We start from the raw sequence: 19,833 nt of genomic DNA, 5'->3' as shown, positions 1-19,833 counted from the left end.
CTAGGCTGACCACATGGAGTACGAGAACCTGCTCGACGACCCCTCCGCCGATCCATTCGAGATCGCCCGCCACGCCGCCGAACGCATCGCCGAACTCACCGGTGCGGAGCGCCACGACATCGCGCTCACGCTCGGCTCGGGGTGGGGCAGCGCCGCCGACCTCCTCGGGGAGACGACGCACAGCATCCCGGCGTACGAGGTGCCGGGCTTCTCCAAGCCCGCGCTCGAGGGCCATGTCGGCACGCTGCGCTCCATCCTGCTGCCCGACGGCCGGCGCGCGCTCGTGATCGGCGCGCGCACGCACTACTACGAGGGCCACGGCGTGCGCCGGGTCGTGCACTCGGTGCGCACGGCGGCCGCGACCGGGGCATCCGTCATGATCCTCACCAACGGCGCCGGCGGCATCAAGGAGCACTGGAGCCCCGGCACGCCGGTCCTGATCAGCGACCACATCAACCTCACGGCCGATTCGCCGCTCGAGGGCGCGACGTTCGTCGACCTGACCGACCTGTACTCGAGCCGGCTGCGCGGCGTCGCACGGTCGATCGATCCCGGCCTGGACGACGGCGTGTACGTCCAGTTCCGCGGCCCGCACTACGAGACGCCCGCCGAGGTCCAGATGGCGAAGGCGATCGGCGGCCACATCTGCGGCATGTCGACGGCGCTCGAGGCGATCGCGGCGAGGCAGTCCGGCATGGAGATCCTGGGGATGTCGCTCATCACGAACCTCGCCGCGGGCATCCAGCAGACGCCCCTCAGCCACGAGGAGGTCATCGAGGCGGGCCGCGCGGCCGAGGCCAGGATCTCCCGGCTGCTCGCCGACATCGTCCACGCGCTCTAGCGCGCCGCCGTCGACCGCCCACACCCTTCGAGGAGGCAGGATGTCCCGCACCGACGCCGAGCGCATCGCGCTCGCCGAGGCCTGGATCGACCAGGACCCCGACCAGGAGACCCGCGCCGAGCTCGCCGCGATCGTCGACGCGGCCCGAGGCGGCGACGACGCGGCCTCCGCGGACCTCGCGGATCGCTTCGACCACCGGCTCGAGTTCGGCACCGCCGGCCTGCGCGGCGTGATCGCCGCCGGGCCGAACCGGATGAACCGCGTGCTGGTCTCCCAGGCCGCCGCGGGCCTCGCGGCGTACCTGCTCGAGCACGCCGCCCCGGGGGAACAGCCGTCGGTCGTCATCGGCTACGACGGCCGCAAGAACTCCGAGGTGTTCGCGCACGACTCGGCGGAGATCATCGCGGGCGCGGGCGTTCGGGCCGTGCTGCTGCCCCGGCTGCTCCCGACCCCGCTCGTGGCCTTCGCCGTGCGGCACCTCGGCACGAGCGCGGGCGTGATGGTGACGGCCTCGCACAACCCGCCCCATGACAACGGCTACAAGGTCTACCTCGGCAGCGACGACCACGGCTCGCAGATCGTGCCGCCCGCCGACGCGGGGATCGCCGCGCACATCCTCCGGATCGCCGAATCCGTCCGCGTGCCCGACCTGCCGCGCGGCTCCTACGAGACCGCGCCGGAGTCCGTGGTCGAGGAGTACGTCGCCCGCGCGGCGGCGGTCGCCGTCCCGCCGTCCTCGGCGGACGCCGAGCCGCTGACCGTGTACACGGCGATGCACGGCGTCGGGTGGGAGACGATGTCCCGGGTGCTCACGACCGCCGGCTACCGCGAACCCGTGCTCGTCGAGGCGCAGATCGCGCCGGACGCCCGCTTCCCGACGGTGTCGTTCCCCAACCCCGAGGAACCCGGAGCCCTCGACCTGAGCTTCGCGCGCGCGATCGAGGCGGGCGCCGAACTCATCATCGCGAACGACCCCGACGCCGACCGGCTCGCGATCGGCATCCCCGACGGATCCGGCGGGTACCGGCGCCTCCTCGGCAATGAGGTCGGCCTGCTGCTCGGGTGGGAGGCCGCGGAGCGGGCCGCAGCCCGGGCCGGCGAGGGCGGCCCGGACGGCTCGCTCGCGTGCTCGATCGTCTCGTCACCCGGGCTCGCGGCGATCGCCGAGGCCTACGGGCTCGAGTTCCACGCCACGCTGACCGGGTTCAAGTGGATCTCCCGCGCACCGGGGCTCGTCTTCGGATTCGAGGAGGCACTCGGGTACCTGTTCAACCCCGACGACGTCCGCGACAAGGACGGCATCTCGGCCGCCATGGCGTTCCTCTCGATCGCCACGCGGCTGAAGGCGCAGGGGCGCACGATCGCGGACCACCTCGACGACTTCGTCGAGCGCTTCGGATGCCACGCCTCCGGCCAGATCTCGGTCCGCGTCGAGGACCTCTCCCGCATCGGCGCCATCATGGCGAAACTGCGGGCCGAGCCGCCGAGCGAGATCGGCGGGATCCGGGTCGAGCGCATCGAGGACCTCATCGACGGATTCGGCGACCTGCCGCCGTCGGACGTCCTGCGGATCCTGCTCGCCGACGGCAGCCGGGTCATGGTCCGGCCGAGCGGAACCGAGCCGAAGCTGAAGATCTACATCGACTCCGTCTCGGAGCAGGGCTCGGTCGCCGAGCGCCGCGATGCCGCGACCTCGGCCGTCGCCGCCCTCGACGCCGGCATGCGCGAACTCGTCGACGACTAGGGAACGCTACCCGAGCGCGCTGTCGAGCTGTCGCGAGATCTCGTCGACGTCGAAGTAGTTCGACACGACGACGACCTCGGTGCCGCTGCGCCCGAGCGCCGCACGCACCGCGTCGACGAGCTCGGAGCTCGTGAGCACGATCTGCGCGTCCTCGGCGGCGACGGCGACGTCCTCGAGCCCGGACGCCGAGACGTCCGCGTCCAGGCCCAGGCGCTGGAGTGCACGCTCCGCGTTCAGCTTCAGGATCGCGGACGTGCCGATCCCGACCCCGCACACCGCGACGATCCTCATCGCCCGGCTCCGTCCGCCCCGGTCGGGGCGCGCCCGCCCGTGACGCCGAGGAGGTCCCGGACCTCGGTCGCCGTGGCAGCCGCGGCGAGCCGGTCGACCAGGTCGGCGTCATTGAACGCGTTCGCGAGCGACGCGATCCCCGCGATGTGGTCCTCGGCGTTCGTGACGGCGAGGCCGATCACCACGCGGACCGGGTCGTTGTGCGGGTGGCCGAACGCGACGGGCGTGGCGAGGGTCACGACCGACATCCCGGTCGCGGTGACGTCGGGCCCCGGGCGCGCGTGCGCGAGCGCGAGCCCCGGAGCGATCACGATGTACGCGCCGTACTCGTCGACGACCTGGATCATGCGGTCGGCGTACTCGGGCAGGGCGGCGCCGGCGCGGACGAGCGCGCGACCGGCCGTGCGGACCGCTGCGCGCCAGTCGGCCGCCTCGGTCGAGAGGACGACTGCGGAATCGGGCAGCGGGGGCAGGGACATCCGTTGGGTTCCGTTCGGGGCGGTGGTGCTGGGGTCGGGGCGGGCCGCTCGGCTACGCCTCGTCGAAGCCGTCCTCGATCTGCTCCGCGAGCTCCTCGCGGTCGTCGATCGGCAGGAATGCGGCGGCCGCCGCGTTCAACTGGAACACCTCGAGGTCGTCGAGGTCGTAGCCGAACGCATCGCTGAGGAGCGCGAGCTCCCGCGTCAACGAGGTGCCCGACTGCAGTCGGTTGTCGGTGTTCACGGTGACGCGGAAGCCGAGCTGGTACAGGAGGTCGAACGGGTGGTCGACGAGGTCGTCGCCCCATGCCGCGATCGCGCCCGTCTGCAGGTTGGAGGACGGGCTCGTCTCGAGCGCGATCTCGCGGTCGCGGACCCACTGCGCGATGGGACCGAGCGTGACGTACATGTCGCCGTCGTCGTGCCGGTCGATCTGCAGGTCCTCGGCGATCCGGACACCGTGCCCGAGGCGCAGCGCGCGACCGTCCACCAAGGCGCTCCGGATCGACTCGAGCCCGTCCGCCTCGCCCGCGTGCACGGTGACCGGCAGGAACTGCGACGCGAGGTAGTCGAACGCGGTGCGGTGCCGGCTCGGCGGGAAGCCGGCCTCCGGGCCCGCGATGTCGAAGCCGACCACGCCGTGGTAGCGGTGGCGGATTGCGAGCTCGGCGATCTCGAGTCCGCGGTCGGTGTGCCGCATCGCGGTGACGAGCTGGCCCGTGCGGATGCGGTGGCCCTGGTGGCGGGCGTCCTCCGCGCCCTGCTCGAGCCCGGCCTGGACTGCCTCGACGGCCTCGTCGAGCGTGAGCCCGCGCGCGAGGTGCTGCTCGGGCGCCCAGCGCACCTCGCCGTAGATCACGCCGTCGGCCGCGAGGTCGAGCACGAACTCCCGCGCCACGCGGGCGAGCCCCTCGGCCGTCTGCATCACCGCGGTCGTGAGGTCGAACGTCTTCAGGTACTCGACCAGCGAGCCGGAGTTCGACTGGACGGAGAACCACTCGGCCATCGACTCGACGTCGGAAGCGGGCAGGTCGAGCCCGATCCCCTCTCCGAGTTCGAGCAGGGTCTGCGGCCGAAGGCCGCCGTCGAGGTGGTCGTGGAGGGAGATCTTCGGCAGTGCCCGAAGGTCCGCCCCATCGCCCTCGAGCCGGTACTCCGTCGCAATCGTGTCCACGACTCAACGATAGCGGCGGGGCATCCGCGAAGTCTCGGCGATTTCGAAGCTGCGGGGGATGTCGGGATCAGCGACCGACGCGCTCGGCGATGAGCGGACCGCCGTCCGCGAGCGGTTCGCCGGGGTCGCCGATCCGCCACGCGCCCTCGACGGCCTCCAGCGCACGCGCGAACCGGGCCGGTTCGTCGGCGGAGAGCGTGAAGAGCGGCTCGCCCCGGCGCACCGCATCCCCGGGCTTGGCGTGCAGGTCGATGCCCGCCGCGTGCTGCACGGGATCCTGCTTGCGCGCGCGCCCGGCGCCCAGTCGCCACGCGGCGATCCCGAAGGGCAGCGCCTGCTGCTCCACGAGGATGCCGTCGCGGTCGGCCGTGACGACGTGCGTCTCCCGCGCGACCGGGAGCGGGGCATCCGGATCGCCGCCCTGCGCGCGGATCGCGGCACGCCACGTGTCCATCGCGCGGCCGTCGTCGAGCGCCGCCTCGACGTCCTCGTCGGGGCGTCCGGCGAGGGCCAGCATCTCCCGGGCGAACGCGATCGTGAGCTCGCGGATGTCCGCCGGCCCACCGCCCGCGAGGACCTCGACCGACTCGCGGACCTCGTTCGCGTTGCCGATCGTGAGTCCCAGCGGGACGTTCATGTTGGTGAGCAGGGCGCTCGTCGCCACGCCGGCGTCCTCGCCGAGCTCGACCATCGTGCGCGCGAGCTCGCGCGACCGGTCGATCTCCTTCAGGAACGCGCCCGAGCCGAACTTCACGTCGAGCACGAGCGCCCCGGTGCCCTCGGCGATCTTCTTCGACATGATCGACGACGCGATCAGCGGGATCGCCTCGACCGTGCCGGTGATGTCGCGGAGCGCGTAGAGCTTGCCGTCGGCCGGCGCGAGCCCGCTGCCCGCCGCGCAGATCACCCCGCCGACGTCGCGCAACTGGGCGAACATCTCCTCGTTGGTGAGCGACGCCCGCCACCCCGGGATCGACTCGAGCTTGTCGAGGGTGCCGCCCGTGTGCCCGAGCCCGCGGCCCGACAGCTGCGGCACCGCCACGCCGAAGCTCGCGACGAGCGGCATGAGCGGCAGGGTGATCTTGTCGCCGACGCCGCCCGTGGAGTGCTTGTCCGTCGTCGGCTTGCCGAGCGCGGAGAAGTCCATCCGCTCGCCCGATCGGATCATCGCCATCGTCATGTCGCGGATCTCGCGGCGGGTCATCCCGTTGAGGAAGATCGCCATGGTCATGGCCGACATCTGCTCGTCGGCCACGTACCCGCGCGTGTAGGCGTCGACCAGCCAGTCGACCTGTTCGGTCGAGAGCTCGCCGCCGTCGCGCTTCGTGTGGATCAGGTCGACCGCGTCGAATGCCTCGACCTCGCTCATGATGACTCCCCCCGGTACTCGGCGAGCTGCCGCGGCCCGAACGCGTCGGGAAGCACCTCGTCGATCGTCTTCAGTCCCGACACCGTCTCCAGGAGCATCCCCTCGACGGAGTGCTCGTAGAGCAGTTGCCGGCAGCGCCCGCACGGCATGAGCACGTTGCCGTGGCCGTCCACGCAGGTGAAGGCGACGAGTCGCCCGCCGCCCGACATCGTCAGTGCCGACACGAGCGAGCACTCGGCGCAGAGCGTGAGGCCGTAGGACGCGTTCTCGACGTTGCATCCCGCGACGACGCGCCCGTCGTCGACGATCGCCGCCGCGCCGACCGGGAACTCCGAGTACGGCACGTACGCCTTGGCCATCGCCTCGCGCGCGAGTTCGCGGAGGTGCTCCCAGTCGATCGCGTCCGGTGCGGTCATGACCTCGCCCTTCGTCGCCGACCCGGCATCCCCCGGGCCGTCATGCCTTGACGTACGGCTTGCCGGACGCGGCGGGTGCCCGCGAGCGCCCGACGACGCCGGCGACGACGAAGATCGTCACCAGGTACGGCAGCATGAGCATGAACTCGCTCGGAACCGGCGAGCCGATGATGTTCAGCTGGTTCTGGAGGCTCGACGCGAAGCCGAACAGGAGCGCGGCGAGCGTCGCCTTGATCGGGTCCCACTGGCCGAAGATGACCGCGGCGAGCGCGATGAAGCCCGCGCCTGCGGTCATCTCCTTGCCGAACGGGATGCCGTTGCCGATCGTGTACACGGCGCCACCGGCTCCCGCGATCGCGCCCGCGAGCAGCACGTTCCAGAATCGGGTCGGGTTCACCCGGATGCCGACCGTGTCGGCCGCCTGCGGGTGCTCGCCGACCGCCCGCAGCCGAAGTCCCCAGCGGGTGCGGAACATGGCGAACCACACGGCGAAGACGGTGACGTACATCAGGTAGACGAGGATCGTCTGGCGGAAGAACACCGGACCGATCACGGGGATGTCCGACAGGAACGGGATCGGGAGCCGGTCGAAGCGCGGCGGCGTGTTCATCGTCGCGGCGTTCGGCTGGAGCACCTGCGAATAGAGGAAGCTCGTCAGGCCCGTGACGAGCACGTTGAGCACGACGCCGACGATCACCTGGTCGACCAGGTACTTGATCGCGAAGGCGGCGAGGACGAACGCCACGAGGACGCCGCCGATCGCCGCGGCGATCAGGCCGACGAACGGGCTCCCCGTGAGCGAGGAGACGACGGCCGCCGAGAAGGCGCCGGCGAGCAACTGCCCCTCGATCGCGATGTTCACCACGCCGACCCGCTCGCCGATGACGCCGCACAGCGCGCCGTAGATGAGCGGGAGCGCCCCGCCGAGCGATCCTGCGAGCAGGCCGACGACCGGGAACTCCTCGCCCGCCGCCGCCCAGGTCAGGAAGCCCACGACGAACACGATGATGTAGATCGACACCAGCCAGAGCGGCGAACGACCCCGCGCGCGGACGAACAGGACGGCCGCCGCCGTGCACACGACGAGCAGCGCGAAGCAGATCCACGCCGTCGCCATGACCGGCACGACGATCGGGGGGATCTGGTTGGCGTCGCTCTGGCCCGAGAGGATGAAGGTCGTGTCGCCTTCCCTCGGTGCGGCGAGCAGCAGGATCGCGTACAGCGCGCCGAAGACCGCGAACGAGATCGGGACCTTCCAGTTCCGCACGAGTGCGGTCTGCACGGTCTCCGGAGCGTCTGCGGGAGCGGTGGCGGTGGCGGTCACTTCGACACCTCCTCGGTCTGGGCCTGCGCGGCCGCGAGTTCCTTCTCGCGCGCCTTCTCCTTGCGGCGGCGGTCGCGCTCGGGCGACGGGAGCCGGAAGATCGCCCGGATCAGCGGCGGCGCCGCGATGAACAGCACGATCAGCGACTGCACGACCGTGACGATCTCGACCGGGATCTGCTCGGCGGCCTGCATGTAGAAGCCGCCGGCCTTGAACGCGCCGAACAGGATGCCGGCCGCGAACGTGCCCCACGGGGTCGACCTGCCGAGCAGCGCCACCGTGATGGCGTCGAAGCCGATGTTCGCGTCGATGTCGTTCGAGAAGCCGGTCGTGATCGTGCCGAGCACCTGGTTGGCGCCCGCGAGGCCCATCAGCGCGCCCGAGATGAGCATGCCGTAGACGTACATGTTCTTGACGTTGATGCCGGCCACGCGCGCGGCGTTGGGATTCACGCCGACCGCCTTGAACTGGAACCCGAGGTTGGACCTGCTGAGGATCCACCACACGAGCACCGTCGCGGCGATCACGAGGATGAACCCGAAATGCAGGTTGTACTGGTCGCCGAGCAGCGGCGGGAGGATCGCCGTCTCCTTCATCGGCGGCGACTTCGGGTTGTTCGAGCCCGGCGCCTGGAGCAGTCCGGGCGTGCTCAGCATCCACGAGACGAGGTAGAACGCCACGTAGTTGAGCATGATCGTCACGATCACCTCGTGGGCGCCGGTCCGTGCCTTCAGGAGGCCCGCGATGCCCGCCCAGAGCGCGCCGGCGACGAGGCCGGCGATGAGCGCGACGATCAGGTGGAGCGGGAACGGCAGGTCGAGCGAGAAGCCCACCCAGCCCGCGGCGGCGCAGGCGAGCAGCATCTGGCCGCGACCACCGATGTTGAACATGCCGATGCGGAAGGCCAGCGCGACACCGAGCGCGGCGGCGATGAGCGGCGTCGCGAAGGTGAGCGTCTCGGTGAACGGCTTGATGCCGGCCGCGAACGAGTCGGCCTGGAAGTTGTAGATCGAGCCGCGGAACAGCGCGATGTACGCACCGGCGACCGCCTCCCAGATCGCGACGATGGTGTCGCTCGGTCGGGCGAAGAAGTAGACCGCGGCCGCCTGGACGTCCTCGTCGGTGAACGCGATCATGATGCCGCCGACGATCATCGCCAGGACGATCGCGAGCACCGAGATGATCGCGTTGCCGGTCGCGATCTCGTGCAGCGCCCGCTGCCAGCGGGTGGGCGGTTCCGGCTCGGCGACGCGAACGGGCTCGTCCGCCGGGACGCTGCCGGTCGGCGCGTCGAGCGCGACGTCCGGGTCGTCGATCGGCTCTCCTGCCCCTCCGGGCCGGTTCACGTCGCTCATGCCGCGGCTCCTTCCGCGGGAGTCTCGCCCGCCATCATGAGTCCGAGCACATCGCGCGGCGTGTTCCCCGGCACGATCCCGACGATGCGGCCCCGGTACATGACCATGATCCGGTCGGCGAGCGCCGCCACCTCGTCGAGCTCCGTGGAGACCACGACGACCGGGACGCCCGCGTCACGGGTCTGGACGATGCGCTTGTGGATGAACTCGATCGAGCCCACGTCGACGCCGCGCGTCGGCTGGGCGGCCACGAGCAGCGAGAGGTCGCGGCTCAGCTCGCGCGCGAGCACCACCTTCTGCTGGTTGCCGCCGGAGAGGCTGCCGACCTGCGACTCGACGCCCGCAGCCCGGACGTCGAACTCCGCGAACTTCTCGGCCGCGAACTTCTGAAGGTAGTCGAGCCGCAGGCTCCCCCAGCGCACGAACGGTTCGCCGTGCGACCGGTCGAGGATGAGGTTCTCGGCGATCGTGAACGTGCCGACGAGGCCGTCCTCGTTGCGGTCCTCGGGGACGAACCCGACGCCGACGTCGAGGATGCCGCGCACACTCGCGCCGACGAGCTCCTTGCCGTTGAGCCGGATGGACCCGCGCACCTCGTTGCGAAGGCCGACGAGGGCCTCCGTGAGCTCGGTCTGCCCGTTCCCCTGCACGCCCGCGATCGCGAGGATCTCTCCGGCCCGCACGTCGAAGCCGACGTCGTTCACCAGGATCTGGCCGGTCGGGTCGAGCACCGTGAGCCCCTCGACGACGAGCGCCCGCTCGCCCAGCTTCGGGGCCTCCTTGTGCACCGTGAGCTCGACCGCGCGGCCGACCATCATCGACGCGAGCTCGGCGTTGGTCGCGGTCGGCGACGCCTCGCCGACCACCTTGCCCAGCCGGACCACGGTGATCCGGTCCGCCACCTCGCGGACCTCCCGCAGCTTGTGCGTGATGAAGACGATGGATGCCCCGGACGCCTTGAGCTGGCGCATGATGTCCATCAGCTCGTCGGTCTCCTGCGGCGTGAGCACGGCGGTCGGCTCGTCGAAGACGAGCACCTGGGCCTCGTGGGAGAGCGCCTTGATGATCTCGACGCGCTGCTGGACGCCGACCGGGAGGTCCTCGATCAGCGCGTCCGGGTCGATGTCGAACCCGAATCGAGCGGAGATCTCCCGGACCCGCTTCCTCGCGGCGTCGAGGTCGAGCACGCCGCCGGCCCTGGTCGACTCGTGGCCGAGCATGAGGTTCTCGGCGACCGTGAAGACGGGGATGAGCATGAAGTGCTGGTGCACCATGCCGATGCCCGCCCGCATCGCGTCGCCCGGACCGTGGAAGTTCTGGACGTGGTCGTCGAGGAGGATCTCGCCCTCATCGGCTCGGTACAGGCCGTACAGCACGTTCATGAGCGTGGACTTGCCGGCCCCGTTCTCACCGAGGAGGCAATGGATCTCGCCCGGTTCGACGACGAGGTCGATGCTGTCGTTGGCGATCAGAGTGCCGAACCGCTTCGTGATGCCGCGAAGTTCGAGCTTCATGTCCGAATCCTACTAACGGGGTGCAACGGCGCACCATGAGCAGTTTGGATGTGCCGGCCGAGTCGATCGGGCGCGGCCGGGAATGCCACGTGGGGGCCCGATGCCGGGCCCCCACGTGGTCATGATCACTTCGAGAGGTAGGACTCGACCGGGATCGACCCGTCGATGATCCCCGCGGTGATGGTGTCGAGCTCGCCCTGGAGGTCCGGCGACACCTTGTCCTCGAAGTCGTGGAACGGCGCGAGCCCCACGCCCTCGTTCTCGAGGGTGCCGATGAAGGCCGTCGGGTCGAAGTCGCCCGCGCCCGCGGCGAGGACGGCGTCCTCGACGCCGACGTCGATCAGCTTCTGGATCGAGGTCAGCAGCAGGTCGCCGACGCTCGGGTCGGTCTCGAACACGTCGGCGTCGACGCCGAGCATCGCGATGTCACGACCGGAGTCGCGGATGACCGACGCGGCGCTCTGGTAGATCGGACCGCCGACCGGCAGGAGCACGTCGACGCCCTGGTCGACCAGGCCCTGCGCGGAGTTGATCGCGTCCTGGTTGGCCGAGAACCCGCCGGTGAAGACGCCGTCCTGGGAGTCGCGGTTCCAGCCGAGCACCTCGACGGTGTCGCCCTTCTCGGAGTTCCAGTAGTCGACGCCCTGCGCGAAGCCGTCCATGAAGATCGTGACGGTCGGGAACGGCTGGCCGCCGAAGGTGCCGACCTTCTTCGCCGTCGAGAACGACGCCGCGGCGTAGCCGCCGAGGAAGGCCGCCTGGGCCGTGTCGAACAGGATCGGCTTGATGTTCGGGGCGTCCACGGTGCCGTCGAAGTCGTTGTCCGCCGCGTCGTCGATGATGACGAAGTTGATGTCGGGGTTGGCCAGCGCCGCCTCGACGGTCGCGGCCGAGAGCGCGAAGCCGACCGTGACGATGAGCGTGCACTCCTGGTCGACCAGGCTCGTGATGTTGGGGCCGTAGTCCGACTCGGAGTCGCTCTGGACCGTGACCGGCTCGACGCCGAGCGACTCGGCAGCTCGCGTCAGGCCCTCGAAGCCCAGCTGGTTGAACGACTTGTCGTCGAAGCCGCCCGCGTCAGACACCATGCAGGGCAGGAAGCCCTCGACGGCGGTGCTGCCGCCCGAGGTCTCCTCGGTTTCAGGCGGCGGCGCGGAACAGCCGGCCAGCGCGACGATGACACTCGTGACGATGAGGCCGCCGAGAACTCTCTTACGGGTGGACATGGTCAACTCGCCTCCACATGCGCCCCGCGTACTTCGCGGGGTACGGGGTCAAGCTACCGAATGTTGCAGGCGGCGCTCCGGTTCGCGCGTTTCAATGTTATGAAGCCGGGATGTTCTGCTCGGATGAGCAGGTCCGGTGCGGAGCATCCCTCAGGACGGCGCGCCTAGAGGACGTCGCTGGAGCCCCCGAGGCGCAGCGCGTCGACGACCGCCTTCACGCGCTGGGCGTGCTCGCTCGTGGTCACGAGCAGCGCGTCCGGCGTGTCGACCACGACGATGTCCTGCACGCCGATGAGCGAGATGACGCGCTTCGAGCGGCTCACGACGATCCCGCTCGAGGCATCCGACAGCACCCGCGCGTTCTCGCCGAGGATGGCGAGTTCTCCCGACCGGCCGGCCGAGTTCAGCTTCGCGAGCGAGGCGAAGTCGCCCACGTCGTCCCACTGGAAGTGGCCGCGGACCACCGCGAGGCGCCCGGCCGCCGCAGCGGGCTCGGCCACCGAGTAGTCGATGGCGATCTTCTCGAGCCGCGGCCAGATCCGGTCGACCGCGGGACCCCGGGTCGCCGGGTCGTCCCACGCCGCGGCGAGCTCGACGAGCCCGCCGTGCAGCTCGGGCCGGTTGCGCCGGAGCTCCTCGAGCAGCACGTCCGCGCGCGCGATGAACATGCCGGCGTTCCAGAAGGTGCTTGCCGTCCGCGAGGTACCGGCGCGCGGTCGCGAGGTCGGGCTTCTCGACGAAGCTGCGCACCGCCTCGACGTGCTCGGTTCCCGCGATCTCGAGGTCGTCGCCGCACTCGATGTAGCCGAACCCCACCGCCGGCTCGGTCGGCGTGATGCCGATCGTGGCGATGTAGCCGGAGTCGGCCGCGGCGACCGCCTGCGCGACCGCGGCCTGGAAGAGGGCGTCGCCCGAGATGACGTGATCGGCGGCGAACGAGCCCACGACGACGTCGGGCTCGCGGCGGTGCAGGATCGCCGCGGCCAGGCAGATGGCCGCCGTCGAATCCCGCGGCTCGCTCTCGAGCACCACGTTCGCGTCCTCCAGCCCGGGAAGCTGCGCCTCGACCGCGGCGCGGTGCGCCCGACCCGTGACGACCATGATGCGGTCGGGGCCCGCGAGCGGCACCAGGCGGTCCCAGGTGTCCTTGAGCAGCGTCTGGCCCGAGCCGGTCAGGTCGTGCAGGAACTTCGGCGCGTCCGCCCGCGAGAGCGGCCACAGCCGGGATCCGATGCCACCGGCCGGGATGACGGCGTAGAAGCGGTCGAGGGCGTCCATCAGGCCAGCGTAACCACGACGGTCGGCGCATGCATCGCATTCGCGATCCGCCCGCTCCACGGGTCCCCGCGGCGCCCCGTGCGGACTGGGCGCCCCGCGAGCGGGACTAGACTCGATCGGGGCCGCTCGCGCCCACCTGCCTCGACATCGAGGCGATCCACACAGCCATGGAGGGTTGTTCATGCCAGAAAGCCAGGCAGGAACCCTGACCACGCCGTCCCCTGCACCGGCCAAGGAGCGGCCGGGCGGCACGCTCTACCGCGGCCGCGAGGGAATGTGGTCCTGGGTGCTGCACCGCATCACGGGCGTCGCCATCTTCTTCTTCCTCCTCGTGCACATCCTGGACACCGCGCTGGTGCGGGTGAGCCCGGAGGCGTACAACGCGGTGATCGGCACCTACCAGACGCCGATCATGGGACTCGGGGAAGTCGCACTCGTCGGCGCCATCGTCTTCCATGCGTTCAACGGCATCCGGATCATCCTCGTGGACTTCTGGTCCTGGGCCACGCGCCACCAGAAGCTGCTGTTCTGGATCGTGATCGCCCTGTGGGTCGTCACGATGCTCGGCTTCGCGCCGCGCCACCTGATGAACGTCTTCGGACACTAGGGATACGGGAGATCGACGTGACCACCATCGAAGCGCCCCGCACCCCCGTGCGCCCCGCGCCCAAGCGCGGCGTCAACCTCGAGAAGTGGGGCTGGATCTACATGCGCCTGTCGGGCCTCGTGCTCGTGGTGCTGGTCTTCGGCCACCTCTTCGTGAACCTCATGGTCGGCGAGGGCGTCCACGCCATCGACTTCGGCTTCGTCGGAGGCAAGTGGGCCCAGCCGTTCTGGCAGTGGTGGGACTGCCTCATGCTCTGGCTCGCGCTGATCCACGGCGCGAACGGCATGCGCACGATCGTGAACGACTACACGAACCCCGGCACCGTGCAGCGGATCCTCAAGGGGGCCCTACTGCTCGCGGTCGTGGTCCTCCTGACCCTCGGCACGCTCGTGATCTTCACGTTCGACCCGTGCCCCGCCGGCTCGCCCGCCGAGCTGCTCCCCTCCTTCTGCTCGGCATCCTGACGAAGAGATCATGACCACCAACTCCACCTCCCCCTGGAACAACGACCCCGATGTCGAGATCATCGACGGGGTCCACCACCACCGGTTCGACATCGTCATCGTCGGCGCCGGCGGCGCCGGCATGCGCGCGGCCATCGAAGCCGGCCCCGGCGCGAAGACGGCCGTCATCTCGAAGCTGTACCCGACGCGCTCGCACACGGGCGCCGCGCAGGGCGGCATGGCCGCCGCCCTCGCGAACGTCGAGGAGGACAGCTGGGAGTGGCACACGTTCGACACCGTCAAGGGCGGCGACTACCTCGTCGACCAGGACGCGGCCGAGATCCTCGCGAGGGAGGCCATCGACGCGGTCATCGACCTCGAGAACATGGGCCTGCCGTTCAACCGGACGCCCGAGGGCAAGATCGACCAGCGCCGCTTCGGCGGGCACACGCGCGACCACGGCAAGGCGCCCGTGCGCCGGGCCTGCTACGCGGCCGACCGCACCGGCCACATGATCCTGCAGACGCTCTTCCAGAACTGCGTGAAGCTCGGCATCAACTTCTTCAACGAGTACTACGCGCTCGACGTGGTGATGACCGAGGTCGACGGCGTCGAGCAGCCGAGCGGCGTCGTCGCGTACGAGCTCGCGACCGGCACGCTCCACGTCTTCCAGGCGAAGGCGATCATCTTCGCGACCGGCGGCTTCGGCAAGATCTACAAGACGACCTCGAACGCCCACACGCTCACGGGCGACGGCGTCGGCATCATCTGGCGCAAGGGCCTGCCGCTCGAGGACATGGAGTTCTTCCAGTTCCACCCGACCGGGCTCGCCGGCCTCGGCATCCTGCTCACCGAGGGCGCGCGCGGCGAAGGTGCGATCCTCCGCAACGCCTCGGGCGAGCGCTTCATGGAGCGCTACGCGCCCACCATCAAGGACCTCGCGCCGCGCGACATCGTCTCGCGCTGCATGGTCCAGGAGGTCGCGGAGGGCCGCGGCGCCGGCCCGCACAAGGACTACGTGCTCCTGGACTGCACGCACCTGGGTGCGGAGGTCCTGGAGACCAAGCTCCCCGACATCACCGAGTTCGCGCGCACCTACCTCGGCGTCGACCCGGTCTACGAGCCGGTCCCCGTCATGCCGACGGCCCACTACGCGATGGGCGGCATCCCGACCAACGTCAAGGCCGAGGTGCTGCGCGACAACGACACCGTGGTGCCGGGCCTGTACGCCGCCGGCGAGTGCGCGTGCGTGTCGGTGCACGGCTCGAACCGCCTCGGCACGAACTCGCTGCTCGACATCAACGTCTTCGGCAAGCGCGCCGGGCGCAACGCGGTCGAGTACGTGAAGACGGCGTCGCACCTGCCGCTGCCGGCGGACCCCGCGAAGGAGGTGCGCGAGCTGCTCGAGCACCTGCGCGACTCGAACGGCACCGAGCGGATCGCCGCGATCCGCAAGGAACTGCAGGACAACATGGATGCCAAGGCCCAGGTGTTCCGCACGGCGGAGTCGCTCGACGAGATGCTCGGGATCATCCGGAACCTCCGCGAGCGGTACAAGAACGTCGCGGTCCAGGACAAGGGCAAGCGGTTCAACACCGACCTGCTCGAGGCCGTCGAGCTCGGCTTCCTGCTCGACCTCGCCGAGGTCGTCGTCTACTCGGCCAAGAACCGCGACGAGAGCCGCGGCGGTCACATGCGCGACGACTTCCCGAAGCGCGACGACGAGAAGTTCATGCAGCACACGATGGCCTACCTGTCGGGCGACGCGCACTCCGCCATCGCCGACGATCACATCCGGCTCGACTGGAAGCCGGTCACGATCACCCGCTACCAGCCCATGGAGAGGAAGTACTGACGTGAGCGCCGCCACCCTCGAACAGCCCCCCGCCGAGGTCGCCCCGGTGCAGTCGTTCACCGTCACGTTCCTCATCCGACGGTTCGACCCCGAGGTCGACGCCGAGCCGCGCTGGCAGGACTTCGACGTCGAGATGTATGCGACCGACCGCGTGCTCGACGCGCTGCACAAGATCAAGTGGGAGCAGGACGGCTCGCTGACGTTCCGCCGCTCGTGCGCCCACGGCATCTGCGGCTCGGACGCGATGCGCATCAACGGCCGCAACCGCCTCGCCTGCAAGACGCTGATCAAGGACCTCGACATCTCGAAGCCGATCTACGTCGAGGCGATCAAGGGCCTGCCGCTCGAGAAGGACCTCGTGGTCGACATGGAGCCGTTCTTCGCGAGCTACCGCGAGGTGCAGCCGTTCCTCCAGTCGAACTCCGCCCCGGTCGCGGGCAAGGAACGCGCCCAGACGATCGCCGACCGCGCGCGCTTCGACGACACCACGAAGTGCATCCTGTGCGCCGCGTGCACGTCCTCCTGCCCGGTCTTCTGGACCGACGGCCAGTACTTCGGCCCGGCCGCGATCGTGAACGCCCACCGCTTCATCTTCGACTCGCGCGACGACGAGGCGAAGGTCCGCCTCGACATCCTGAACGACAAGGAGGGCGTGTGGCGCTGCCGCACGACCTTCAACTGCACCGACGCGTGCCCGCGCGGCATCGAGGTCACCAAGGCGATCGCCGAGGTCAAGCAGGCCGTGATGCGCGGGCGCCCGTAGGCATCCGGAACGACGGCCGCGGCGATCGCCCGGCACGCCGAGGGGGTCGACGCGTCATGCGCGTCGACCCCCTCGGCGTTCAGCGGCCCGGCCGGACCCGTCAGGCCTCCGTCCGACGTCGGATGCGCCAGGCCCCGAGGACCAGGATCGCTCCGAGCCCGAGCAGCCAGCCGGCCAGCATCGCGGGTCGTCCCGTCTCGACGCCCGAGGTCGGCAATCCGGCCACGCCGGTTCCGGCCAGGGCGCACTCGGGAAGCGCCTGCGGATACACGGCCAGCACCGTCTGCTCCGGGTTGATCTGGAACGTGATGCTCGCCGGGATCGTCTGGTTGCGCCAGGCGAAGCTCGGCAGCGACTCGTCGAGGATCAGCGCTCCGTTCGGCCCGTTGAACACGAGCGGGCTGTTCGGGTCGTCACCCGGACCGAGCGGTCGGTAGCCCGGGTAGCCGGACGGCAGGCCGTTGGCGCCCAGCGTCGCGCCGGGCCAGAGCATGCCGCCCACGAACTGCCCGGCCGGCAGCACGCGCGTCTCGGTCTGCACCGGGTGCACGCCGTCATCCGCCGAGACCCAGGTGACCGTGATCGGACCGTCCACCGGCGTCGACGGCGTCACCGCGATCGCGTAGAACAGCCAGGGCTGGTCGGCGATGCACCGGACGTAGGCGTTCGGGTTGATCTTCTTGGTCGGGACCACGACGTCGTCGCAGTTGTTCTCCGGGTTCGTGTCCCCCTCCATGTCGACGCACGCCTCGTTCGGGATGTCGGTCATGTCGACCGTCGGCAGCGGCGGGATCGGGTCGTCCGGGCCGACGCGCTCGGGCGTCTGGATCGGGCCCGGCTGGAGCATGACGACCGGGATCGTGAAGCTCGCGACGAAGACGCCGTCCACCGGGTCCCCGCCCGGGTACGGCCCCGTGCTCGTGGCCGTGATCGAGTTGCCGACGAGCGTCAGCTGCCAGGTGCCGGTCGAGTCGACGATGATGTCCGCATCGGTTCCGTCCACCGCGAGCTGCGGGTCGATCGCATCGGTGACGGTGAGGTCGCTCACCGCTCCCTCGCTGAAGTTGCGCACCTCGAGCGTGTAGGTGAACGCCGTGCCGGCATCGATCGCGGTCTCCCCCTCGGGGAGGTTGTAGACCTTGGTGATGCCGACGTCGAACTCGGGACCGAGCGGCGCGCAGTCGTCGTCGCGGGACTCGATCTCACCGCTCGTGAGCAGCGTCTCGTTGAAGAGGCACGGCGGCCCCTCGGACGGGATGCCCTCGGCCGGCACGTCGACGTTCAGCGTGATGAGGTACTGGTGCACCTCGTCCGGCCCGATCAGCCGGTCGTTCACGATCGGGATCGACGCGGGCACCGGCGAGAGGTCGACCGCGATCGGCCCCGGGTTCGGCGAGATCTCCTCGACCGAGTACGAATTCAGCACGACCTCCGCGGGGAAGTCGGGCTCGTCGACCAGGTCGTAGTAGGCCGGCTTCGAGCCGTCTCCCGGGTTGAACGCCGTGAGGACGTACGACACGTTCCACGAGCCGTCCTCGAGCTGCACGGCCTCGCCGTCGGTCTTCGAGACCTGCGGTGCCGACGGGAAGTCGCACGCCGTGTCGGTGAGCTTCGTCTCCCCGAAGGTCACCATGCCCACGTTGTTGAAGGCACCGGGGCTCGTGTCGCCCTTCGGCGGGCAGATGCCCTGCTCGACCGTCAGGGTCGGACCCTCGAGCACGATCCCCGAGACGGTGATCACGAACTCGTCCGTGTCGCCCGCCGCGAGCGGCCGGTCTGCGACGATCTGGCCGCCGCCGGCCCACGGGGTCACGAGTGGCGCACCGTTCAGCTCGACGGCGTAGGACGCGCCGGTCAGGTCGATGCCGTCACCGAACGCGAGGTCGTCGTCGAGGCTGTACTCGCCGTTCACGGCCGAGGGGTTCTCCACCTCGAGGAGGTAGGAGATCGACCAGGTGCCGTCCGGCGCCTGGGCGGCCGGGCTGGCGAGGCTCTTGGCGAAGGTGATCGTCGGCGGCTGCGGGTAGTCGCAGGCCTCGGCGCTCTTGGGCGGCAGGCCCTCGACCAGCACGGTCGCCTTGTTCAGCAGGCCGTTCTCCGGGCAGGCGAGTGCCGCGTAGGCGTCCGCTGGGATGGTGACGTGCGCGCTGACGCGCCACTGCTCCTGGGTGCCCGCGGCGAGCGGACGATCGGTCGCGAGCGTCTGCACCGCGTCGAAGCCGACGGTCCACGCGTTCGGGATGACGTCGCCCGGCTTGGTGTAGTCCGCGGAATCGATGACGACGGCCGGACCGAAGTCGAGCTGGTCGGTGAGGTCGTACGCGATCGGCTCCGTCCCGAAGTTCAGGACGTCGACGTCGTACCAGATCCGCCAGCCGTCGCCCTCCTGCTCGAGGGATGCGACGGACTTCTCGATGTCCACCTCCGGCGGCGGCGGCGTCGACGAGGGCGGTGCGGCGGCGACGGCCTCGGCGCGTGCGAACGGACCACCGGCACCGACTCGGGCGGCGGCGACCTGGTCGCCGTCAACGCCGGCGTCCGGTGCATCTGCGGGCGGCGCATCTGCGGGCGGCGCGTCTGCGGGCGGCGCGTCAGCCGGCGGTGCCTCGGCCGGCGGTGCCTCAGCGGGCGGCGCCTCGGCCGGCGGCTCCTCGGCGGCCGGCTCCTCGGCCGGCGCCTCCGGCGCAGGCTCGGGCGCCGGCGGAACCTCCGCCGGGGGCTCCGGAGCGGGTGCCGGCTGCTCGACGGTCGTGGCCGCGTCGGGGGCGGTCCCGCCGCCCTCCTCGGCCGCGGCGATCGTCGGGATCGCGAACGCGAGCAGGGCGCCGATCGTGAGCGTCGCGGCTCCTGCGAAGAGCTTCCGCCTGCGCTGCGCCCTGCGCCGCCACGATCGGCGGCTGCTGCGGGTGGAATCCGACGTCCGGCTCGAGTTGTTCATGGTCGCCCCCCTGAGACCAGGTCAATCCCCGACTGAACGGCCCCCGCCGAATTCGAGGATTTCCCATGTAAGCGCAGTCAAGCAGAGCCTCGGTCCGACCGTCAGGTACCCGATGGCACCAAAACGGGGGTCGCGGACGCGACGCGGGCCGCGTGCTCCGGACTCGCGACGAAGGGCCGGCGGGCAACGCCCACCGGCCCTTCCGCCGTGCCGTTC

16 protein-coding genes and 1 pseudogene are annotated in these 19,833 nt (G+C 70.5%); 6 read left to right on the top strand and 11 right to left on the bottom strand.

The genetic code is table 11. From position 1 onward, the window contains the following. Nucleotides 1–13 precede the first annotated feature (13 nt). Complete coding sequence (locus ACDF64_RS10725; protein WP_394551130.1) at nt 14–841, top strand: purine-nucleoside phosphorylase; 828 nt, start codon at nt 14–16, stop codon at nt 839–841. Nucleotides 842–881: 40 nt separating this feature from the next. Next, the gene (locus ACDF64_RS10720) at nt 882–2,585 is read left to right on the top strand and encodes a phospho-sugar mutase (protein WP_394551128.1); all 1,704 of its coding nucleotides are present in this window, start codon (nt 882–884) and stop codon (nt 2,583–2,585) included. A gap of 6 nt (nt 2,586–2,591) precedes the next feature. On the opposite strand, the gene ACDF64_RS10715 is transcribed toward ACDF64_RS10720, so the two are convergent. The 10 genes and pseudogenes from ACDF64_RS10715 to ACDF64_RS10670 form a co-directional block, all read right to left on the bottom strand. Continuing rightward, entirely contained in the window at nt 2,592–2,876 is a 285-nt protein-coding gene (locus ACDF64_RS10715; protein WP_394551127.1) for a PTS sugar transporter subunit IIB, read from the bottom strand. Then, the gene (locus ACDF64_RS10710; protein WP_394551125.1) at nt 2,873–3,355 is read right to left on the bottom strand and encodes a PTS sugar transporter subunit IIA; all 483 of its coding nucleotides are present in this window, start codon (nt 3,353–3,355) and stop codon (nt 2,873–2,875) included. The genes ACDF64_RS10715 and ACDF64_RS10710 overlap by 4 nt, the downstream gene beginning before the upstream one ends. Nucleotides 3,356–3,407: 52 nt before the next feature. Next, nucleotides 3,408–4,529, bottom strand: a complete 1,122-nt coding sequence (locus tag ACDF64_RS10705; protein WP_394551124.1) for an adenosine deaminase — start codon at nt 4,527–4,529, stop codon at nt 3,408–3,410. Nucleotides 4,530–4,596: 67 nt separating this feature from the next. Further along, complete coding sequence (locus ACDF64_RS10700; RefSeq protein ID WP_394551122.1) at nt 4,597–5,898, bottom strand: thymidine phosphorylase; 1,302 nt, start codon at nt 5,896–5,898, stop codon at nt 4,597–4,599. Continuing rightward, nucleotides 5,895–6,314 (bottom strand): cytidine deaminase, encoded by a 420-nt coding sequence (locus ACDF64_RS10695; protein WP_394551120.1) that lies wholly within the window; start codon nt 6,312–6,314, stop codon nt 5,895–5,897. The genes ACDF64_RS10700 and ACDF64_RS10695 overlap by 4 nt, the downstream gene beginning before the upstream one ends. Before the next feature lie 40 nt (nt 6,315–6,354). After that, complete coding sequence (locus ACDF64_RS10690; RefSeq protein WP_394551118.1) at nt 6,355–7,638, bottom strand: ABC transporter permease; 1,284 nt, start codon at nt 7,636–7,638, stop codon at nt 6,355–6,357. After that, entirely contained in the window at nt 7,635–8,993 is a 1,359-nt protein-coding gene (locus tag ACDF64_RS10685; protein WP_394551117.1) for an ABC transporter permease, read from the bottom strand. Before ACDF64_RS10685 ends, ACDF64_RS10690 begins: the two co-directional genes overlap by 4 nt. Continuing rightward, a complete protein-coding gene (locus ACDF64_RS10680) occupies nt 8,990–10,507 on the bottom strand; it encodes an ABC transporter ATP-binding protein (RefSeq protein WP_394551115.1) in 1,518 nt (505 codons plus the stop codon). Before ACDF64_RS10680 ends, ACDF64_RS10685 begins: the two co-directional genes overlap by 4 nt. Before the next feature lie 125 nt (nt 10,508–10,632). Continuing rightward, nucleotides 10,633–11,739 carry a BMP family protein gene (locus ACDF64_RS10675; protein ID WP_394551113.1) on the bottom strand — a complete coding sequence of 369 codons (1,107 nt, stop codon included), beginning with the start codon at nt 11,737–11,739 and terminating at the stop codon, nt 10,633–10,635. 158 nt (nt 11,740–11,897) lie between these two features. Continuing rightward, nucleotides 11,898–13,011 (bottom strand): annotated as a pseudogene (locus ACDF64_RS10670) (mannose-1-phosphate guanylyltransferase). Nucleotides 13,012–13,192: 181 nt separating this feature from the next. Between ACDF64_RS10670 and sdhC the strand changes: the two are divergent. Genes sdhC through ACDF64_RS10650 form a run of 4 tightly spaced genes read left to right on the top strand, consistent with a single transcriptional unit; the run spans nt 13,193 to nt 16,679 of the window. Continuing rightward, on the top strand, nt 13,193–13,618 hold the full coding sequence (gene sdhC, locus ACDF64_RS10665) for a succinate dehydrogenase, cytochrome b556 subunit (RefSeq protein ID WP_394551111.1): 426 nt from the start codon (nt 13,193–13,195) through the stop codon (nt 13,616–13,618). A 17-nt stretch (nt 13,619–13,635) separates the two neighbouring features. Next, nucleotides 13,636–14,082 carry a succinate dehydrogenase hydrophobic membrane anchor subunit gene (locus ACDF64_RS10660; protein ID WP_394551109.1) on the top strand — a complete coding sequence of 149 codons (447 nt, stop codon included), beginning with the start codon at nt 13,636–13,638 and terminating at the stop codon, nt 14,080–14,082. Between the two features lie 10 nt (nt 14,083–14,092). Further along, on the top strand, nt 14,093–15,916 hold the full coding sequence (gene sdhA / locus ACDF64_RS10655) for a succinate dehydrogenase flavoprotein subunit (protein ID WP_394551107.1): 1,824 nt from the start codon (nt 14,093–14,095) through the stop codon (nt 15,914–15,916). Nucleotide 15,917: 1 nt separating this feature from the next. Then, nucleotides 15,918–16,679, top strand: coding sequence for a succinate dehydrogenase iron-sulfur subunit (locus ACDF64_RS10650; protein WP_394551105.1), 762 nt, complete (start codon nt 15,918–15,920; stop codon nt 16,677–16,679). A gap of 100 nt (nt 16,680–16,779) precedes the next feature. Here the strand turns inward: ACDF64_RS10650 and ACDF64_RS10645 are convergent, their stop codons facing one another. Beyond that, nucleotides 16,780–19,617 carry a hypothetical protein gene (locus ACDF64_RS10645; protein ID WP_394551103.1) on the bottom strand — a complete coding sequence of 946 codons (2,838 nt, stop codon included), beginning with the start codon at nt 19,615–19,617 and terminating at the stop codon, nt 16,780–16,782. Nucleotides 19,618–19,833: the final 216 nt, after the last annotated feature.

The sequence above is a fragment of the Agromyces sp. MMS24-JH15 genome (assembly GCF_043518605.1).
Taxonomy (GTDB): Bacteria; Actinomycetota; Actinomycetes; order Actinomycetales; family Microbacteriaceae; genus Agromyces.
This window is presented reverse-complemented; position numbering and strand designations above follow the sequence as displayed.

Excerpts from the sequence above, each read along its gene's own strand:
- ACDF64_RS10725 (WP_394551130.1), top strand. The coding sequence starts at position 14 with ATGGAGTACGAGAACCTGCTCGACGACCCCTCCGCCGATCCATTCGAG.
- ACDF64_RS10720 (WP_394551128.1), top strand. The coding sequence starts at position 882 with ATGTCCCGCACCGACGCCGAGCGCATCGCGCTCGCCGAGGCCTGGATC.
- ACDF64_RS10715 (WP_394551127.1), bottom strand. The coding sequence starts at position 2,876 with ATGAGGATCGTCGCGGTGTGCGGGGTCGGGATCGGCACGTCCGCGATC.
- ACDF64_RS10710 (WP_394551125.1), bottom strand. The coding sequence starts at position 3,355 with ATGTCCCTGCCCCCGCTGCCCGATTCCGCAGTCGTCCTCTCGACCGAG.
- ACDF64_RS10700 (WP_394551122.1), bottom strand. The coding sequence starts at position 5,898 with ATGAGCGAGGTCGAGGCATTCGACGCGGTCGACCTGATCCACACGAAG.
- ACDF64_RS10695 (WP_394551120.1), bottom strand. The coding sequence starts at position 6,314 with ATGACCGCACCGGACGCGATCGACTGGGAGCACCTCCGCGAACTCGCG.
- ACDF64_RS10685 (WP_394551117.1), bottom strand. The coding sequence starts at position 8,993 with ATGAGCGACGTGAACCGGCCCGGAGGGGCAGGAGAGCCGATCGACGAC.
- ACDF64_RS10680 (WP_394551115.1), bottom strand. The coding sequence starts at position 10,507 with ATGAAGCTCGAACTTCGCGGCATCACGAAGCGGTTCGGCACTCTGATC.
- sdhC (WP_394551111.1), top strand. The coding sequence starts at position 13,193 with ATGCCAGAAAGCCAGGCAGGAACCCTGACCACGCCGTCCCCTGCACCG.
- sdhA (WP_394551107.1), top strand. The coding sequence starts at position 14,093 with ATGACCACCAACTCCACCTCCCCCTGGAACAACGACCCCGATGTCGAG.
- ACDF64_RS10645 (WP_394551103.1), bottom strand. The coding sequence starts at position 19,617 with ATGAACAACTCGAGCCGGACGTCGGATTCCACCCGCAGCAGCCGCCGA.